Consider the following 16,670-nt stretch of genomic DNA (forward strand, 5'->3'; position numbering starts at 1 on the left):
GCAGGCGGACGCCAGCTTCGACGACGCGATCCGCGCCTACGTCCGTGAAAATCCCCAGGCAGTGACGCTGCCGCTTGCGGCATAGTCGCGGGCTCTGTCTTTCATCACACCAATACCCGGAGACCTCATGACATTCCGCTTGCTGGCCGCTCTGGCCGCGCTGGCGCTGGGCGGTGCCGCCCACGCGCAGACCACCACCCTGAAGATCGGCTACGCCACCTCGCCGGAATCGCACTACGGCGTGGGCTCCAAGGTCTTCTGCGACGAGGTCGAGAAGAACACGCAGGGGCGCTACAAGTGCCAGCAGTTCCCCAACTCGGCGCTGGGCGGCGAGCGCGAGCAGATCGAGGCGGTGCAGCTCGGCACCCAGGATCTGGTGAACACCTCCACCGGCCCCGTCGGCAACTTCGTGCCCGAGGTCAAGATCGTCGACATCCCCTTCCTCTTCCGCGACTACGACCATGCGCGCAAGGTGATGGACGGCCCCATCGGGCAGGACATCCTGGCCAAGTTCCCGAGCAAGGGCATCATCGCCCTGGCCTGGACGGAGAACGGCTTCCGCCACATGACGAACAGCAAGCGCGACATCGTCAAGCCCGAGGACGCCAAGGGCCTGAAGATGCGCACCATGGAGAACAAGGTCCACATGGACGGCTACCGCGCCTTCGGCATCCTGCCCACGCCGATGGCCTTCCCCGAGCTGTTCGGCGCTCTGCAGCAGGGCACCGTGGACGGGCAGGAGAACCCGATCCCGGTGATCCTGGCGGCCAAGTTCTCGCAGGTGCAGAAGCACCTGTCGCTGACCGGCCACGTGTACTCGCCGGCGCTGCTGCTGCTGTCGCCCAAGGTGTGGAACAAGCTCTCCGACGCCGACAAGAAGGTCTTCGTCGAGGCGGCGAAGAAGGCCGGCGTGGCGCAGCGCAAGAAGGTCAACGAGGACGAGGCCAACGGCGTCGCCATGCTCAAGTCGCAAGGCATGTCGGTGGTCGAGAACGTCGACAAGCCCGCCTTCCAGGCCGCGCTGAAGACGGCCTACGAGGGCTACGCCAAGGAATTCGGCGCCGACAACATCAAGAAGATCCAGGACGTGAAGTAGCCCCCGGCCTCTTCGCGGAGCCGCCCGGTCCGCCCTCGCTGGCGCCCGGGCGGTTCGTTTTTCTCTTCCTCGCACACATCGAGAACAACACCGTGCAAGCCTTCGAGCGCATCTTCCTCACCGTCAACCGCTGGGCGCTGATCCTGCTGCTGGCCGCCATGTCGGTCATCATCTTCGTCAACGTGACGATGCGCTACACCACGCACGAGTCGCTCGAATGGGCGGAGGAGGTGTCGCGCCACATGATGATCTGGCTGACCTTCCTGGGCGCCGGGCCGGTGCTGCGCTACGGCGGCCACATCGCAGTCGAGAACCTGCAGGACGCCCTGCCCCGCGCCGGCGGCATCGCGATGCGGGCGGTGGTGGCGGCGCTGCTGTTCGCCTTCTTCGGCTTCATGGTCTGGTACGGGTGGCTGTACATGCAGCGCACCATGTTCCAGCTCACGGCCGTCACGCAGATCCCCTTCGCCTACATCTACAGCGCGATGGCGATCGGCGGCGTGCTGCTGATCGTGCACTTCCTGCTGGTCGTCAAGGGCTACGTGCTGCGGCGCGAGTTCGCCTCCGACGAGCATTTCGACGCCGACGCGGCGGCGTCCCTGTAGAGGAGCACACGGCCATGATGGACCCGAGCTTCCTTCTGATCGTCTCCGCCTGCGTGTACCTGGCCATCGGCGTGCCGGTGGCCTTCGCGCTGGGCCTGGCCACGGCCACCACGCTGGTCCTGGCGGAGAACTACCCGCTGATGGTGCTGCTGAAGGAGACCTTCACCGGCATCGACTCCTTCCCGCTGATGGCGGTGCCCTTCTTCATCCTGGCGGCCGAGCTGATGAGCGGCGGCTCGCTCACCGAGGTGCTGCTGCGCTTCGCCGGCCAGTTCGTGGGACACAAGCGCGGCGGACTGGGCTACACCAACGTGGTCTCGCTGACCTTCTTCTCGGGCATCTCCGGCTCGGCGCTGGCCGACGCGGCGGGGCCGGGCGCCATGCTGATCCGCATGATGGACAAGGCGGGCTACGACCGCTCCTACGCGGCGGCGCTCACCGCCTCCACCGCCATCGTCGGGCCGATCATCCCGCCCTCGATCATCATGATCATCTACGCGCTGCAGGACGAGACGGTGTCGGTGGGCCAGCTCTTCGTGGCCGGCATCATCCCCGGCATCCTGATCGCGGTGGCGATGTGCGTGGTCAACTTCCGCATCTCCAAGCAGCGCAACTACAAGGGCGACGGCCAGCTGCCGCCGCTCTCCGAGATCCTGCTGACGACGTGGAAGGCGCTGCCTGCCATCCTGCTGCCGGTGGTCATCCTGGGCGGCATGCGCGCCGGCTGGTTCACGCCGACCGAAGCCTCCGTGGTGGCCGTGTTCTACGCGCTGGTGTGCGGCAAGTTCGTCTACCGCACGCTGGCCTGGAAGGCGCTGCCCGACATCCTGGCCCGCTCGGCGCTGCTGTCGGCCTCGGTGCTGATCATCATCGGCCTGTCGGCCTCCTTCGCCTGGGTGCTGACCATCGAGGGCATCCCGCAGCAACTGGCCGAGTGGCTGGTGGGCATGGACCTCACGCCGTGGATGTTCCTGATCGTGGTGAACATCTTCCTGCTGCTGTTCGGCATCTTCATCGAGCCGCTGCCGGGGGTGATGGTGCTGGCGCCGATCCTCGCGCCGGTGGCCGTCAAGCTGGGCGTGGACCCGGTGCACTTCGCCATGATCGTCATCGTCAACCTGACGCTGGGCATGATCACGCCGCCGGTGGGCGGGCTGCTGTTCGTGACCTGCAACGTCTCGAAGGTGCCGATGACGGCGCTGGTGCGCGAGCTGGTGCCCTTCCTGTGGGCGCACGGCGTGGTGCTGGTGCTGCTCACCTTCGTCCCGCAGCTCTCCACCTGGCTGCCGCACGTGCTGGGCTTCAAGTAGGGCCCGAGGGTTTTCACGCGGGTGTCACGGCCGCCGGCGAAGCTGCCGCCTTTTTCCGGCGGTGGCTTCCCATGCGTTTCATCCGAACCGACAAGGCGCGCGACGAATTGCAGCCGGGCCGGCGCTCGCTGAGCCAGCGCGAACGCGCCCTGCTGCTGCTGGCCGGCGGCCAGCACTCGCTCACCGACTTCGGCGCGCTGTTCGGCGGCAGCCGCGACGAGGCAGAGCGCGTCGCGCAGCAACTGGTCGCCCGGGGCTACCTGGCTCCCGAGGCCCCGCCGCCCCAACGCACGCCCGAGCCTGAACCCGTGCCCGTCCCGGCCGTGGCGGCCGACGCCTTCGACGGCAAGCGCTCGCTGGCCACCACCCGCATGTTCCTGTTCGACCTATGCGAGCGCATGTTCGTGCGGCGCGACCCGCCGCGGGCCGAGCGCCTGCGTGCGGCGCTGCGCGAGGCGCGCGACCGCGAGGCGATGCTGGCCGTCGCCGAGTCGATGCTCGGCGAGATCGCGCTGGCCGCCGGCGAGGAGCGCGCCGCCTCGATCCGCGAACGCATCGAGCGCCTGCTGCCCGCCGAAACGGTGCACTGATCCACTACACTCCGGCCGGTCAGGAGAGAGCCCCCCGCGGGGCCGCCGAAGGCGCAGGAAACATCCGAACGCTCAGGCAAAAGGACTGACGCAGCGCCCGCCTCGTGCGGGCGTTTCCTGGCTGGAGAGAGGCGCCCGGCGGCATCCGCCGATGGCGTCCGCCGAAGGAGCAAGCCCCCATCGCGGAAGGCGAATCTCTCAGGCACCAGGGACAGCCGGGGTGGCCCACGACCTGCGTGTCGTGGAATTCGGACTGCCCTTCTGCCGCCCCTGGAGCCCCTCATGGCCGCTGCCCCTTCCGCCGACGCCGCCCTGCTGAAGACCCCGCTGTACGACCTGCACGTCGAGCTGGGGGCGCGCATGGTGCCCTTTGCCGGCTACTCGATGCCGGTGCAGTACCCCGCCGGCCTGATCGCCGAGCACCGCCACACCCGTGCCGCCGCGGGACTGTTCGACATCTCCCACATGGGCCAGCTGCGGCTGGCCGGCCCCGATGCCGCCGCCGCCCTCGAGACGCTGATGCCGGTCGACGTGATCGGCCTGGCGCCCGGCAAGCAGCGCTACGGCCTGCTGCTGAACGACGAGGGCGGCATCCTGGACGACCTGATGTTCTTCAACGAAGGGAATGACAGCCTCTTCGTGGTGGTCAACGGCGCCTGCAAGCAGGCCGACATCGCCCTGATCCAGCAGAAGATCGGCAGCCGCTGCCAGGTGCTGCCGATGCCCGGCCACGCCCTGCTCGCCCTGCAGGGCCCGCAGGCGGCGGCGGTGCTGGAGCGCCTCGCGCCCGGCATCGGCCGCTTCGTCTTCATGACCGGCGGCGCGGTGCGGATCGGCGGCGTGCCGGCCTTCGCCACCCGCAGCGGCTACACCGGGGAGGACGGCTTCGAGATCTCCGTCAAGGCCGAGGATGCCGAGCGCCTGGCGCGCCTGCTGCTGGCGCAGCCCGAGGTGCAGCCCATCGGCCTGGGCGCGCGCAACTCGCTGCGCCTGGAAGCCGGCCTGTGCCTGTACGGCAACGACCTGGACGCCACCACCACGCCGGTGGAGGCCGCGCTCACCTGGGCGATCCAGAAGGTGCGGCGCAGCGGCGGCGAGCGCGCCGGCGGCTTCCCCGGCGCAGATCGCGTGCTGGGGCAGTTGGACGGCACCATCCCGGTGCAGCGCAAGCGCGTCGGCCTGGCGGCGCTGGAGCGGGTGCCGGTGCGCGAGCCGGCGGCGCTGCACGTGCCGGGCGGCGAGGCCGTCGGCAGCGTCACCAGCGGCCTGCTGGGCCCCAGCCTCGACAAGCCTGTCGCCATGGGCTACGTGCCGCCGGCCCTGGCCGCGCCGGGCACCCGCATCGACGCGCTGGTGCGCGGCAAGCCGGTGCCGATGGAGGTCGCGCCCATGCCCTTCGTGCCCGCGCGCTACCACCGCGGCTGAATCCGGGCGCGCCAGCGCCCCCATACTTCGCTTTCCCTCCATTTCTTTCTTCAGGAACCCTCCCATGACCGTGCACTACTCCAAGGACCACGAGTGGATCGAGATCGCCGACCACGAGGCTGCCACCGTGGGCATCACGCTGCATGCGCAGGACGCGCTGGGCGACGTGGTCTTCGTCGACCTGCCCGAGGTGGGCAAGACCTTCAAGCAGGGCGAGGTGGCCGGCGTGGTCGAGTCGGTGAAAGCCGCCGCCGACATCTACATGCCCGTGTCCGGCGAGATCGTCGAGGTGAACGAGGCGCTGCGCGCCGACCCCTCGCTCGCCAACAGCGACCCGATGGGCGCGGGCTGGTTCTTCAAGGTGCTCATCGCCGAGAAGGACATGGCCGAGTTCGACCAGCTCATGGACGAGCCCGACTACGTCAAGTTCACCGAAGGGTCCTGATCCACCTCCGTCCTTGCCCGCCGCGTCCATGACCATGCCCGCCCCCTTCCCTCCCCTGGCCGCCCTCGAACGGGCCGACGCCTTCGCCGCCCGCCACATCGGCCCCACGGCCGACGACGAGGCGGCGATGCTGCGCGCCGTCGGCTCGGCCTCGCGCGCCGAGCTGATCGACGGCATCGTGCCGCCGGCCATCCGCCGCAGCCGTGCGATGAAGCTGCCCACGCCCGCCACCGAGGCCGAGGCGCTGGCGGAGCTGAAGGCCATCGCCGCGAGGAACAAGGTGGCGCGCAACTTCATCGGCCAGGGCTACCACGGCACGCACACGCCGGGCGTCATCCTGCGCAACGTGCTGGAGAACCCGGCCTGGTACACCGCCTACACGCCCTACCAGGCCGAGATCTCGCAGGGCCGCATGGAGGCGCTGGTCAACTTCCAGACCATGGTGTGCGACCTCACCGGCATGGCGATCGCCAACGCGTCGATGCTCGACGAGGCCACCGCCGCGGCCGAGGCGATGACGCTGGCCAAGCGCAGCGTGAAGAGCAAAAGCAACGTCTTCCTGGTGGCCGGCGACTGCCACCCGCAGACCATCGAGGTGATCCGCACCCGCGCCGCACCGATGGACATCGAGGTGAAGGTCAGCACGCTGAACGAGACGCTGCCGCACCTGATGGCCAGCGGCGAGTTCTTCGGCGTGCTGGCGCAGTACCCCGGCACCACCGGCCGCGTGCACGACCTGCGCCCGCTGGTGGGCATGGCGCACGAGAAGGGCGCCGCGTTCTGCGTGGCGGCCGACCTGCTGGCGCTCACCCTGCTCGCCCCGCCCGGCGAGTGGGACGCCGACATCGTCTGCGGCACCACCCAGCGCTTCGGCATGCCGATGGGCGCCGGCGGGCCGCATGCGGCCTACCTGGCCTGCCGCGACGCTTTCAAGCGCTCGCTGCCCGGCCGCCTGGTGGGCGTGAGCGTGGACGCGCACGGCGCGCCCGCCTACCGCCTGGCGCTGCAGACGCGCGAGCAGCACATCCGGCGCGAGAAGGCCACCTCCAACATCTGCACGGCGCAGGTGCTGCCGGCCGTGATCGCCAGCATGTACGCCGTCTACCACGGCCCCGAGGGGCTGGCGCGCATCGCGCAGCGCGTGGTGCTGCTCACCGACGTGCTGGCGCGCGGGCTGGAAGCGATGGGCCGCGCGCTGGTGCACGACACCGCCTTCGACACGCTCACCGTGAAGACCGGCGAGGACACGCAGGCCATCTACGACCGCGCCCAGCAGGCCGGCATGAACCTGCGCCGCCGCCTGCAGCAGCACCTGGGCATCACGCTGGACGAGACCCACGGCCGCGCCGACGTCGAGGCGCTGTGGGCCGTGTTCGCGCCGGCCGGCGCCGCCCTGCCGCGCTTCGACGACCTGGCCGCCGAGGCCCAGCCGCGCCTGCCGGCCGAGCTGCGCCGCACCAGCGCCTTCCTCACGCATCCGGTGTTCAACACCCACCGCAGCGAGACGGCGATGCTGCGCTACATCCGCGCGCTGTCCGACAAGGACCTCTCGCTCGACCGCAGCATGATCCCGCTGGGCAGCTGCACCATGAAGCTGAACGCGACCAGCGAGATGATCCCCATCACCTGGCCCGAGTTCGCCAACGTGCACCCCTTCGCGCCGGCCGAGCAGCTGCAGGGCTACAGGCTGCTCGACGAGCAGTTGCGCGCCTGGCTGTGCGAGGCCACCGGCTACGCCGGCATCAGCCTGCAGCCCAACGCCGGCTCGCAGGGCGAGTACGCCGGGCTGCTGGCGATCCAGGCCTGGCACGCCAGCCGCGGCGAGGCGCACCGCAACGTGTGCCTGATCCCCTCCTCCGCGCACGGCACCAACCCGGCCAGCGCGCAGATGGCCGGCATGCAGGTGGTCGTCACCGCCTGCGACGCGCAGGGCAACGTCGACATCGACGACCTGAGGCGCGCCTGCGAGCAGCACGCCGCCGACCTGGCCTGCGTGATGATCACCTACCCCAGCACCCACGGCGTGTTCGAAACGCGGGTGAAGGAGCTGTGCGAGATCGTCCATGCCCACGGCGGCCGCGTGTACGTGGACGGCGCCAACATGAACGCGCTGGTCGGCGTGGCCGCGCCGGGCGAGTTCGGCGGCGACGTGAGCCACCTGAACCTGCACAAGACCTTCTGCATCCCGCACGGCGGCGGCGGCCCCGGCGTCGGCCCGGTGTGCGTGGTGGAGGACCTGGTGCCCTTCCTCCCCGGCCATGCCACGGCCGGCGAGCCGGCCGCCGTCGGCGCCGTGTCGGCGGCGCCGCTGGGCAACGCCGCCGTGCTGCCGATCAGCTGGATGTATATCCGCATGATGGGCGCCACCGGCCTCACGGCCGCCACCGAGACGGCCATCCTCAACGCCAACTACATCAGCGCACGGCTGGTCGACCATTACCCGACGCTGTATGCCAGCCCCAACGGCCACGTGGCGCACGAGTGCATCCTCGATTTGCGCGGCCTGAAGGAGACCAGCGGCGTGATGGCCGAGGACGTCGCCAAGCGCCTGATCGACTACGGCTTCCACGCGCCGACGCTGAGCTTCCCGGTCGCCAACACGCTGATGGTCGAGCCCACCGAGAGCGAGCCGCTGGCCGAGCTGGACCGCTTCGTCGACGCCATGATCGCCATCCGCGGCGAGATCCGCCGCATCGAGGAAGGCGTCTGGCCGAAGGACGACAACCCGCTGAAGAACGCGCCGCACACCGCCGCCGCGCTGGCCGAGGGCGAGTGGACGCACCCGTACTCGCGCGAGGTGGCATGCTTCCCGCTGGCCTCGCTCAAGCAGGCGAAGTACTGGGCGCCCGTGGGCCGCGTGGACAACGTCTACGGCGACCGCAACCTGTTCTGCAGCTGCGTGCCGGTGGCGGAACTGCAGGAGGGCTGAGCCGACGCCGGCGCTCAGGCGCCGACGGTGCGGTCCAGGAAGCCGACGATGCGCGCCGTGACCTCCTCGCGGTTGGTCTCGTTCAGAAGCTCGTGGCGCGCCTGGGGGTACAGCACCAGTTCGACGTCGCGCAGGCCCGCGTCGCGGTAGCGCTGCGCGACGAGCTGCAGCGCCGCGCCGCCGGCGGCCAGCGGATCGGCGTCGCCCGAGAGGATCAGGAGCGGCAGGCCGCCGCGGATCTTCGCCAGTTCCTCCGGATCGGCCGCGCGCCGCAGGGTCTCGATGCCCTCGAAGGGCTCGGGCGCGAAGCCGCAGGCCGGATCGGCGCAGTACCTGTCGACTTCCGCCTCGTCGCGGCTGAGCCACTCGAAGCCCGTGCGGTGCTCGAAGGCCTGGTTGAACGCGCTCAGGTCCACCGGCCCCGGCGCGGTCAGCGCATCCACGATGCCCGACGGCTCGCTGGAACCGATCAGCACGGCCGCGTCCACCTCGGCCGAATGGTCCAGCAGGTACTGCTGCGTCGCGAAGGAGCCCATGCTGTGGCCCACCAGCGCCAGCTTCAGCCCCGGATGGTCGGCGCGGATGCGGCGGTTGAGCTGGTGCAGGTCGTCGACCCAGCCCGGCCAGCCGTCCCGCCCCCAGTGGCCGTAGCGGCCGGCAGCGGTGCGGCCCGAGCCCCGGCCGTCGGGCGCGTAGACGAGGTAGCCCGCCGCGGCCAGCGCCTCGCCGAAGCGGCGGTAGCGGCCGCCGTGCTCGCCCAGCCCGTGCTGCACCTGGACCACCGCCCGCGGCGTGCCCTCGGGCACCCAGCGCCAGGTCTGGATGCGGATGCCGTCGCGCGAAGCGAACTCGATGCTGTCTTCCTGCATGCCTCGTCTCCTGTTCCTGTGGAGCGAGGCATTCTAGGAAGGGCCTGCCGGCCGAAGGGGGGCGTCAGGCGGCGCCGGCGCGCAGCGTCCTGGCGGCTTCGACCATGTTGGTCAGGGCCGGGATCACCTCCGGCCACTGGCGCGTCTTCAGGCCGCAGTCGGGGTTGACCCACAGCCGCTCGGCCGGCACGCGCTCGGCCGCCTTCTTCATCAGCTGCACGATGTGCTCCTGCGTCGGGATGTTGGGCGAGTGGATGTCGTACACGCCGGGCCCGATCTCGTTCGGGTACTTGAAGTCGTCGAAGGCGTCGAGCAGCTCCATGTCCGAGCGCGAGGTCTCGATGGTGATCACGTCGGCGTCCATGTCGGCGATCGACGCGATGATGTCGTTGAACTCCGAGTAGCACATGTGGGTGTGGATCTGCGTCTCGTCGCGCACGCCGTTGGCGGTGATGCGGAAGGACTCCACGGCCCAGTCCAGGTAGTCCTTCCACTGCGACCTGCGCAGCGGCAGGCCCTCGCGCAGCGCGGCCTCGTCGATCTGGATGACGCGCACGCCGGCCTTCTCCAGGTCCAGCACCTCCTCGCGGATGGCCAGCGCCAACTGCTTGCAGGACGCCGAGCGCGGCTGGTCGTCGCGCACGAAGGACCAGTTCAGGATGGTGACGGGGCCGGTGAGCATGCCCTTCATCGGCTTGCTCGTCAGCGACTGGGCGTAGGTGATCCACTCCACCGTCATCGGCCGCGGGCGGCTGATGTCGCCGAACAGGATCGGCGGCTTCACGCAGCGCGAGCCGTAGGACTGCACCCAGCCGAGCTGGCTGAAGGCATAGCCCTCCAGCTGCTCGCCGAAGTACTCGACCATGTCGTTGCGCTCGGCCTCGCCGTGCACCAGCACGTCCAGGCCCAGCTTCTCCTGCTCGCGCACGCTGCGCTCGATCTCGGCCCGCATGGCGGCCTGGTAGGCGGGATAGTCCAGCCGGCCCGCCTTGAACTCGCTGCGCGCATGGCGGATCTCCGCCGTCTGCGGGAACGAGCCGATGGTGGTGGTCGGATATTTGGGCAGCTTCAGGAAGGCCGCCTGCTTGGGCGCGCGCCTGGCATAGGCGCTCTCGCGCCGGCCCAGGTGGCTGCCGATGCCGGCCACGGCCGCCTGCACCGCCGGGTTGTTCACGCGCGGCGAGGCGCGGCGCGCCGCGAGCGCGGCCCGGTTGGCGTCCAGCTCGGCCCCGACGGCCTCGCGGCCCTCGCGCAGCGCGCGGCCCAGCACCTTCAGTTCGTCCAGCTTCTGCAGCGCGAAGGCGAGCCAGGACTTCACCTCGGCATCCAGCTTCTGCTCGCTCGCCAGGTCCACCGGCACGTGCAGCAGCGAGCACGAGGGCGCGATCCACAGGCGATCGCCCAGGCGCTCGGCGATCGGCTCCAGCCAGTCCAGCACGGCATTCAGGTCGGTCTTCCAGATGTTGCGGCCGTTGATGACGCCCAGCGACAGCACCTTGTGCGCCGGCAGCATGCCCAGCAGGGGCAGCACGTCGTCGCGTCCGTTGACCGCGTCCACGTGCAGGCCCGCCACCGGCAGGTTGGCGGCCAGGTACTGGTTCTCCAGCAACTGGCCGAAGTAGGTGGCCAGCAGCAGCTTGACGCGGCAGCCCTTGAGCTGGTGGTACGCGGTGTTGAAGGCGTGCTGCCAGTCGGCGCCCAGTTCGGTGACGAGGATCGGCTCGTCGACCTGCACCCACTCGACGCCCTGCGCCGCCAGGGTGTCCAGCAGTTCGGCGTACACGGGCAGGAGCCGCGGCAGCAGCGCGAGCCTGTCCGAGTCGTCCTTGGCCTTGCCGATGGCGAGGTAGGTGACGGGGCCCACGATGACCGGCTTGGCTTTCACGCCCTGCGCCCTGGCCTCCGCGATCTGGTCGAGCAGGCGCGAGGCGTCCAGCGCGAACTGCGTGCCGGCAGTGAACTCCGGGACGATGTAGTGGTAGTTGGTGTCGAACCACTTGGTCATCTCGCCGGCCGCCACGCCGCCGCAGCAGCCGGCGTGTTCCTCGGCCGTCTGCGCGGAACGGCCGCGCGCCACGCGGAAGTAGTTGTCCAGCGCGTCGCCGTGGAAGCCGCGCACGCGCTCGGGCAGGTTGCCGAGCGTGAAGCTCATGTCCAGCACCTGGTCGTAGAACGAGAAGTCGCCCACGGGCACGAGGTCGAGGCCGGCCTGGTCGTTCCAGTGGCGCTGGCGAAGCTGCGCACCGAGCGCCTGGAGTTCGTCGCGGGAGGACTCGCCCTTCCAGTACGACTCCAGGGCGAACTTCAGTTCGCGCCTGGCGCCGATGCGGGGGAATCCGAGGTTGTGGGTGGTGGTCATCCGGTCTGCCGTGCGGGAGTCAATACACAAGGGGACGAATGCTAGGAAGGGGATTCGATGAAGTAAAATGGTTTTATCTCACATATCCATGAGCACTGCTCATTCATCATGCTGGAGCGCATCCACCTCGCCGTGGTCAGGGAAGTCGAAAGGCAGGGCTCGCTGACGGCCGCCGCTGAAGTGCTGCACGTCACCCAGTCCGCGCTGAGCCACAGCATGCGCAAGCTGGAGCAGCAACTGGGCACCGACATCTGGCTGCGCGAGGGCCGCAGCCTGCGCCTGACGCAGGCCGGCCAGTACCTGCTGGCCGTGGCCAACCGCGTGATCCCCCAGCTCGACCTGGCCGAGGAGCGGCTGGGCCAGTTCGCGCAAGGCGAGCGCGGCACCCTGCGCATCGGCATGGAGTGCCATCCCTGCTACCAGTGGCTGCTGAAGGTGGTGTCGCCCTACCTGGCCGCCTGGCCCGACGTCGACGTGGACGTGAAGCAGAAGTTCCAGTTCGGCGGCATCGGCGCCCTCTTCGGCTACGAGATCGACCTGCTGGTCACGCCCGACCCGCTGTTCAAGCCGGGCCTGCATTTCGAGCCGGTGTTCGACTACGAGCAGGTGCTGGTGGTGGCGCGCAGCCACCCGCTGGCCGGAGCCGCCCACGTGAAGCCCCGGCAGCTCACCAGGGAGGTGCTGATCACCTACCCGGTGGAGCCGCAACGGCTGGACGTCTTCACCGACTTCCTCTCGCCCGCGGGCATCGCGCCGAAGCGCCACAAGACCATCGAGACCACGGACATCATGCTGCAGATGGTGGCCAGCGGCCGCGGCGTGGCGGCGCTGCCGCGCTGGCTGGTGGAGGAATACGCCGACAAGATGGCGGTCGTGCCGGTGCGGCTGGGGCCGCGCGGCATCGCCAAGCAGATCTTCCTGGGTGCGCGCGAAGCCGACCTCGGCACCGACTACCTCCGGGCCTTCATCGAGCAGGCCCGGCAGCCGGCGGCGGCGCGTCAGGTATAGCGCTTCTCCAGCGCGTCCCACGCGGGCTTGCCGACCAGGCGCTGGCGCTCGGCGAAAGGTGTCACCAGGCCGCTGTCCTCCCGCACTTCCTTCTCGTCGCGCAGCACCGTCAGCGCCTTCTGCATGCCCGCCACCGCACCCTGCAGCGCCGCGTTGGCGTACAGCACGATGCCGTAGCCCAGTTCGCCGAGCTGCTGCGCGTTGAGGATCGGCGTGCGCCCGCCGATCACCATGTTCATCAGTTGCGGCTTGCCCAGGCGCCGGGGCAGCGCGCGCACCTCCTCCTCCTTCGTCACCGCCTCGACGAAGAGGATGTCGGCGCCCGCCTCCGCGAACTGCTGCGCGCGCTCCACCGCCGCCTCGAAGCCGTGCGTGGCCGCGGCGTCGGTGCGGGCCATGACGAGCAGGTCCGCGTCCTGCCGCGCATCGACGGCCGCCTTGATCTTGGCGACCGCCTCCCCGGTGGAGATCACTTCCTTGCCCGAGAAGTGGCCGCAGCGCTTGGGCGCCACCTGGTCCTCGAACTGGATGCAGTCGGCGCCGGCGCGCTCCAGCGTGCGCACCGTGTGGCGCACGTTCAGCGCATTGCCGAAGCCGGTGTCGGCGTCCACGATCAGCGGCAGGTCCACCGCATCGCGGATGCGCGCCGTGTGGTCGGCGATCTCGGCCAGGCCCATGAAGCCCTGGTCGGGCAGGCCGAACCACATGTTGGTGACGCCGGCGCCGGTGACGTAGATGGCCTCGAAGCCCAGGTCTTCGATGACCTTGGCAGACAGCGCATTGAACGCGCCGGGCACGAGCACGCCGCGGCGGGCTTCGGCCAGTTGCCTGAGTTGCTTGCGTGTGGACATGGCGTTTGCTCGCGGCCCATCAGATCACATAGAGATCGACATACTCGTGCACCGGCATCGCCGCCAGCGCCTGCGCGTCGAGCGAGGCGGCGAGGATGGCGTCCTGCTGCTTCTTCGGGAAGCGCCGCGCCAGATTGGTGCGGAACTTGGCTTCGAGCAGCGGAATGCCCTCGGCACGGCGGCGCTTGTGGCCGATGGGGTATTCGACGGCCACTTCGGGCAGCGTGCCGCCGTCCTTGAACTGCACGGTGAGCGCGTTGGCGATGCTGCGCTTGTCGGGGTCGTGGTAGTCCCGGGTGTACTGCACGTCTTCCACGCAGTGGATGCGCGCGCGCAGTGCGTCGATGCGCGGGTCCGCTGCCGCTTCGTCCTCGTAGTCGGCGGCCGTCAGGTGGCCCTTGATGAGCGGCACGGCCACCATGTACTGGATGCAGTGGTCGCGGTCGGCCGGGTTGTTAAGTGGGCCCTGCTTGTCGATGATGCGGATGCAGGCCTCGTGCGTGCGGATGGTGATCTTCTCGATGTCGTCGATGCTCCTGCCCGCGTCACGCAACTGCCGGTGCAGCGTCACGGCGGCCTCGACGGCGGTCTGGCTGTGGAACTCGGCCGGGAAGCTGATCTTGAACAGCACGTTCTCGCTCACGTAGCTGCCATAGGTGCGCTGGAACTTGAACGGCTGGCCCTTGAACAGCACGTCGTAGAAGCCCCAGGTCCTGGCCGTGAGCGCGCTGGGGCAGCCCATCTCGCCGGTCTGCGCGATCAGCGCCAGGCGCACGGCACGGCTGGTGGCGTCGCCCGCCGCCCAGCTCTTGCGGCTGCCCGCGTTGGGTGCGTGACGGTAGGTGCGCAGGCTCTGCCCATCGACCCACGCCAGCGACACGGCGGCCAGCGCCTCGTCGCGCGTCAGGCCCAGCAGCTTGCCGACCACGGCGGTGGAGGCGACCTTGACCAGCAGCACGTGATCCAGGCCCACCTTGTTGAAGGAATTTTCCAGCGCGATCACGCCCTGGATCTCGTGCGCCTTCACGATGCCGCGCAGCACCTCGATCATCGTCAACGGCGGCTTGCCGGCGGCCACCGCGGTGCGGCTGAGCCAGTCGGCCACGGCCAGGATGCCGCCCAGGTTGTCGCTGGGATGGCCCCACTCCGCGGCCAGCCAGGTGTCGTTGAAGTCCAGCCAGCGGATGAGCAGCCCGATGTTGAAGGCGGCCTGCACCGGATCGAGCTGGAACTGCGTGCCCGGCACCTTGGCGCCGTGGGGCACGGCGGTGCCCTTGACCACGGGGCCGAGCAGCTTGCAGGCGGCCGGGTATTCCAGCGCCTCCAGCCCGCAGCCGAGCGTGTCGATGAGGATGTGGCGCGCAGTCTCGATGGCGAGTTCGGACGTGACTTCGTAGTTCAGCGCGTAGTCGACGATGTCCTGGATGACCTGGTCGTAGTCGGGACGGATGTTGGAGATGGGGGAAGACATGGAAAGCTCTCGGGAGAAATGCTCGGCAGGGATGGACATCAGGCGCGCTGGTCGATGGGCACGAAGCTCCGGTCATCCGGGCCGGTGTAGTTCGCGCTCGGCCGGATGATCTTGTTGTCGACGCGCTGCTCGATCACGTGGGCGGCCCAGCCGCTGGTGCGCGCGATGACGAACAGCGGCGTGAACATCGCCGTCGGCACGCCCATCATGTGGTAGCTCACGGCGCTGAACCAGTCGAGGTTGGGAAACATCTTCTTGACCTCCCACATCACCGACTCCAGCCGCTCGGCGATGTCGAACATCTTGGTGGAGCCGGCCTCCTCCGACAGCCGCCGGGCCACGCCCTTGATGACGACGTTGCGCGGGTCGCTCACCGTGTAGACGGGATGGCCGAAGCCGATCACGACCTCCTTGGCCTCGACGCGGCGGCGGATGTCGGCCTCGGCCTCGTCGGGGTTTTCGTAGCGCTTCTGGATCTCGAAGGCCACCTCGTTGGCGCCCCCGTGCTTGGGCCCGCGCAACGCGCCGATGGCACCGGCGATGGACGAGTACATGTCGCTGCCGGTGCCGGCGATCACGCGCGCCGTGAAGGTGCTGGCGTTGAACTCGTGCTCGGCGTAGAGGTTGAGCGAGGTGTGCATCGCGCCCACCCAGGCCTGCGATGGCTTGCGCCCGTGCAGCAGGTGCAGGAAGTGCCCGCCGATGGAGTCGTCGTCGGTCTCGACCTCGATGCGCTTGCCGTGCGTGCTCCAGTGGTACCAGTACAGCAGCATCGAGCCCAGCGAGGCCATCAGGCGGTCGGCAATGTCGCGCGCGCCGGCCAGGTTGTGGTCCTCCTTCTCCGGCAGCACGCAGCCCAGGGCCGAGACGCCGGTACGCATCACGTCCATGGGGTGCGCGCCCGCGGGCAGGCTCTCGAGGGCCTCCTTCACGCTCACGGGCAGCCCGCGCATGGCCTTCAGCCGGTTCTTGTAGGCGCGCAGCTCGGCCCGCGTGGGCAGCTTGCCGTGCACCAGCAAGTGGGCGATCTCCTCGAACTCGCACACCTCGGCGATGTCGAGGATGTCGTAGCCGCGGTAGTGCAGGTCGTTGCCGCTGCGGCCGACGGTGCACAGGGCGGTGTTGCCGGCGGCGACGCCCGACAGGGCGACGGATTTCTTGGGCCTGAAGGCGGCCGTCTCGGTGGCGGTGGCGATGGTCATGTCGTTTCCTTGTCCAGGTAGGAGCGGTCGATGCAGGTGGGGCGGCCGGCGGCGTCCACGGCCACCATCTCGTAGATACCCTTGAACACTTCCTCGGCGGGCACGCCGGGCTGGTCCGCCAGCCCGGTGACGCACACGGTCATCGAGCTGCGGCCCACGCGGCTGACCCAGGCGCGCAGGACGAGCTGGCTGCCGACGGGGATGGGCGAGAGGAAGTCCACGCCGGTCACGCCGGCCATCACGACCTCGCGCTGCGCCAGGCCGCGCGCCGCCAGGAAGGCGGCCCCGGCCATCCACAGCAGGCCCTGTCCGGCGAACAGGGTGCCGTGGTGGTTCGCGTGGGCGGGCAGGACCAACTCGCGCAGTTCCACTGTTCCCAGGGGTGTTGTCATGCTTCGCAATTTACGCAAAATCCACCCCTCCGCCCATGACTGAAATGGCGAAAGATTGCGAATGAAAAACCTGCGAATTGCGAATTCTGCGAATTACACGCACCGCGGCTGCGCCGGA

General features: G+C 69.5%; 14 protein-coding genes and 2 riboswitches. Of the genes, 8 read left to right on the forward strand and 6 right to left on the reverse strand.

Features of this window, described 5'->3' with window-relative positions; genetic code table 11:
- The first annotated feature begins 127 nt into the window (after positions 1-127).
- From ACIY1X_RS04085 to gcvP, 7 genes are all read left to right on the forward strand, one after another.
- Positions 128-1,096, forward strand: a complete 969-nt coding sequence (locus ACIY1X_RS04085; RefSeq protein WP_399678183.1) for a TRAP transporter substrate-binding protein — start codon at positions 128-130, stop codon at positions 1,094-1,096.
- 92 nt (positions 1,097-1,188) lie between these two features.
- Positions 1,189-1,701, forward strand: a complete 513-nt coding sequence (locus ACIY1X_RS04090; RefSeq protein ID WP_399678185.1) for a TRAP transporter small permease — start codon at positions 1,189-1,191, stop codon at positions 1,699-1,701.
- 17 nt (positions 1,702-1,718) lie between these two features.
- Complete coding sequence (locus ACIY1X_RS04095) at positions 1,719-3,011, forward strand: TRAP transporter large permease (RefSeq protein WP_399678256.1); 1,293 nt, start codon at positions 1,719-1,721, stop codon at positions 3,009-3,011.
- Positions 3,012-3,082: 71 nt separating this feature from the next.
- Complete coding sequence (locus tag ACIY1X_RS04100) at positions 3,083-3,601, forward strand: hypothetical protein (RefSeq protein ID WP_399678186.1); 519 nt, start codon at positions 3,083-3,085, stop codon at positions 3,599-3,601.
- Between the two features lie 18 nt (positions 3,602-3,619).
- Positions 3,620-3,691: riboswitch (glycine riboswitch) on the forward strand.
- Between the two features lie 21 nt (positions 3,692-3,712).
- A riboswitch (glycine riboswitch) is annotated at positions 3,713-3,826 on the forward strand.
- A 57-nt stretch (positions 3,827-3,883) separates the two neighbouring features.
- The gene (gcvT, locus tag ACIY1X_RS04105; RefSeq protein WP_399678188.1) at positions 3,884-5,026 is read left to right on the forward strand and encodes a glycine cleavage system aminomethyltransferase GcvT; all 1,143 of its coding nucleotides are present in this window, start codon (positions 3,884-3,886) and stop codon (positions 5,024-5,026) included.
- Positions 5,027-5,090: 64 nt separating this feature from the next.
- Positions 5,091-5,471 carry a glycine cleavage system protein GcvH gene (gene gcvH / locus ACIY1X_RS04110; RefSeq protein ID WP_038211381.1) on the forward strand — a complete coding sequence of 127 codons (381 nt, stop codon included), beginning with the start codon at positions 5,091-5,093 and terminating at the stop codon, positions 5,469-5,471.
- Between the two features lie 34 nt (positions 5,472-5,505).
- The gene (gcvP, locus tag ACIY1X_RS04115; RefSeq protein ID WP_399678189.1) at positions 5,506-8,400 is read left to right on the forward strand and encodes an aminomethyl-transferring glycine dehydrogenase; all 2,895 of its coding nucleotides are present in this window, start codon (positions 5,506-5,508) and stop codon (positions 8,398-8,400) included.
- 14 nt (positions 8,401-8,414) lie between these two features.
- On the opposite strand, the gene ACIY1X_RS04120 is transcribed toward gcvP, so the two are convergent.
- Together ACIY1X_RS04120 and metE are read right to left on the reverse strand one after the other, a co-directional pair.
- Positions 8,415-9,269 (reverse strand): lysophospholipase, encoded by an 855-nt coding sequence (locus tag ACIY1X_RS04120; protein WP_399678191.1) that lies wholly within the window; start codon positions 9,267-9,269, stop codon positions 8,415-8,417.
- A 64-nt stretch (positions 9,270-9,333) separates the two neighbouring features.
- Positions 9,334-11,628 (reverse strand): 5-methyltetrahydropteroyltriglutamate--homocysteine S-methyltransferase, encoded by a 2,295-nt coding sequence (gene metE / locus ACIY1X_RS04125; protein ID WP_399678193.1) that lies wholly within the window; start codon positions 11,626-11,628, stop codon positions 9,334-9,336.
- A 108-nt stretch (positions 11,629-11,736) separates the two neighbouring features.
- On the opposite strand from metE, the gene ACIY1X_RS04130 reads away from it, so the two are divergent.
- The gene (locus ACIY1X_RS04130) at positions 11,737-12,636 is read left to right on the forward strand and encodes a LysR family transcriptional regulator (protein WP_399678195.1); all 900 of its coding nucleotides are present in this window, start codon (positions 11,737-11,739) and stop codon (positions 12,634-12,636) included.
- Here the strand turns inward: ACIY1X_RS04130 and ACIY1X_RS04135 are convergent.
- Genes ACIY1X_RS04135 through ACIY1X_RS04150 form a run of 4 tightly spaced genes read right to left on the reverse strand, consistent with a single transcriptional unit; the run spans position 12,627 to position 16,552 of the window.
- Positions 12,627-13,487, reverse strand: a complete 861-nt coding sequence (locus tag ACIY1X_RS04135; RefSeq protein ID WP_399678197.1) for an oxaloacetate decarboxylase — start codon at positions 13,485-13,487, stop codon at positions 12,627-12,629. The genes ACIY1X_RS04130 and ACIY1X_RS04135 overlap by 10 nt on opposite strands.
- A 19-nt stretch (positions 13,488-13,506) precedes the next feature.
- The gene (locus ACIY1X_RS04140) at positions 13,507-14,958 is read right to left on the reverse strand and encodes a bifunctional 2-methylcitrate dehydratase/aconitate hydratase (protein ID WP_399678198.1); all 1,452 of its coding nucleotides are present in this window, start codon (positions 14,956-14,958) and stop codon (positions 13,507-13,509) included.
- Positions 14,959-14,996: 38 nt separating this feature from the next.
- A complete protein-coding gene (gene prpC, locus ACIY1X_RS04145; protein WP_399678199.1) occupies positions 14,997-16,160 on the reverse strand; it encodes a 2-methylcitrate synthase in 1,164 nt (387 codons plus the stop codon).
- Positions 16,157-16,552, reverse strand: coding sequence for an acyl-CoA thioesterase (locus ACIY1X_RS04150; protein WP_399678201.1), 396 nt, complete (start codon positions 16,550-16,552; stop codon positions 16,157-16,159). Before ACIY1X_RS04150 ends, prpC begins: the two co-directional genes overlap by 4 nt.
- Positions 16,553-16,670: the final 118 nt, after the last annotated feature.

This window comes from Xenophilus sp. (assembly GCF_044462705.1).
Lineage (GTDB): Bacteria > Pseudomonadota > Gammaproteobacteria > Burkholderiales > Burkholderiaceae_C > Xenophilus > Xenophilus azovorans.

Bases quoted from the DNA above. Each gene is read 5' to 3' on its own strand.
- ACIY1X_RS04085 (WP_399678183.1), top strand. From the start codon at position 128: ATGACATTCCGCTTGCTGGCCGCTCTGGCCGCGCTGGCGCTGGGCGGT.
- ACIY1X_RS04095 (WP_399678256.1), top strand. From the start codon at position 1,719: ATGGACCCGAGCTTCCTTCTGATCGTCTCCGCCTGCGTGTACCTGGCC.
- ACIY1X_RS04100 (WP_399678186.1), top strand. From the start codon at position 3,083: ATGCGTTTCATCCGAACCGACAAGGCGCGCGACGAATTGCAGCCGGGC.
- gcvT (WP_399678188.1), top strand. From the start codon at position 3,884: ATGGCCGCTGCCCCTTCCGCCGACGCCGCCCTGCTGAAGACCCCGCTG.
- gcvH (WP_038211381.1), top strand. From the start codon at position 5,091: ATGACCGTGCACTACTCCAAGGACCACGAGTGGATCGAGATCGCCGAC.
- gcvP (WP_399678189.1), top strand. From the start codon at position 5,506: ATGCCCGCCCCCTTCCCTCCCCTGGCCGCCCTCGAACGGGCCGACGCC.
- ACIY1X_RS04120 (WP_399678191.1), bottom strand. From the start codon at position 9,269: ATGCAGGAAGACAGCATCGAGTTCGCTTCGCGCGACGGCATCCGCATC.
- metE (WP_399678193.1), bottom strand. From the start codon at position 11,628: ATGACCACCACCCACAACCTCGGATTCCCCCGCATCGGCGCCAGGCGC.
- ACIY1X_RS04130 (WP_399678195.1), top strand. From the start codon at position 11,737: ATGCTGGAGCGCATCCACCTCGCCGTGGTCAGGGAAGTCGAAAGGCAG.
- ACIY1X_RS04135 (WP_399678197.1), bottom strand. From the start codon at position 13,487: ATGTCCACACGCAAGCAACTCAGGCAACTGGCCGAAGCCCGCCGCGGC.
- ACIY1X_RS04140 (WP_399678198.1), bottom strand. From the start codon at position 14,958: ATGTCTTCCCCCATCTCCAACATCCGTCCCGACTACGACCAGGTCATC.
- prpC (WP_399678199.1), bottom strand. From the start codon at position 16,160: ATGACCATCGCCACCGCCACCGAGACGGCCGCCTTCAGGCCCAAGAAA.
- ACIY1X_RS04150 (WP_399678201.1), bottom strand. From the start codon at position 16,552: ATGACAACACCCCTGGGAACAGTGGAACTGCGCGAGTTGGTCCTGCCC.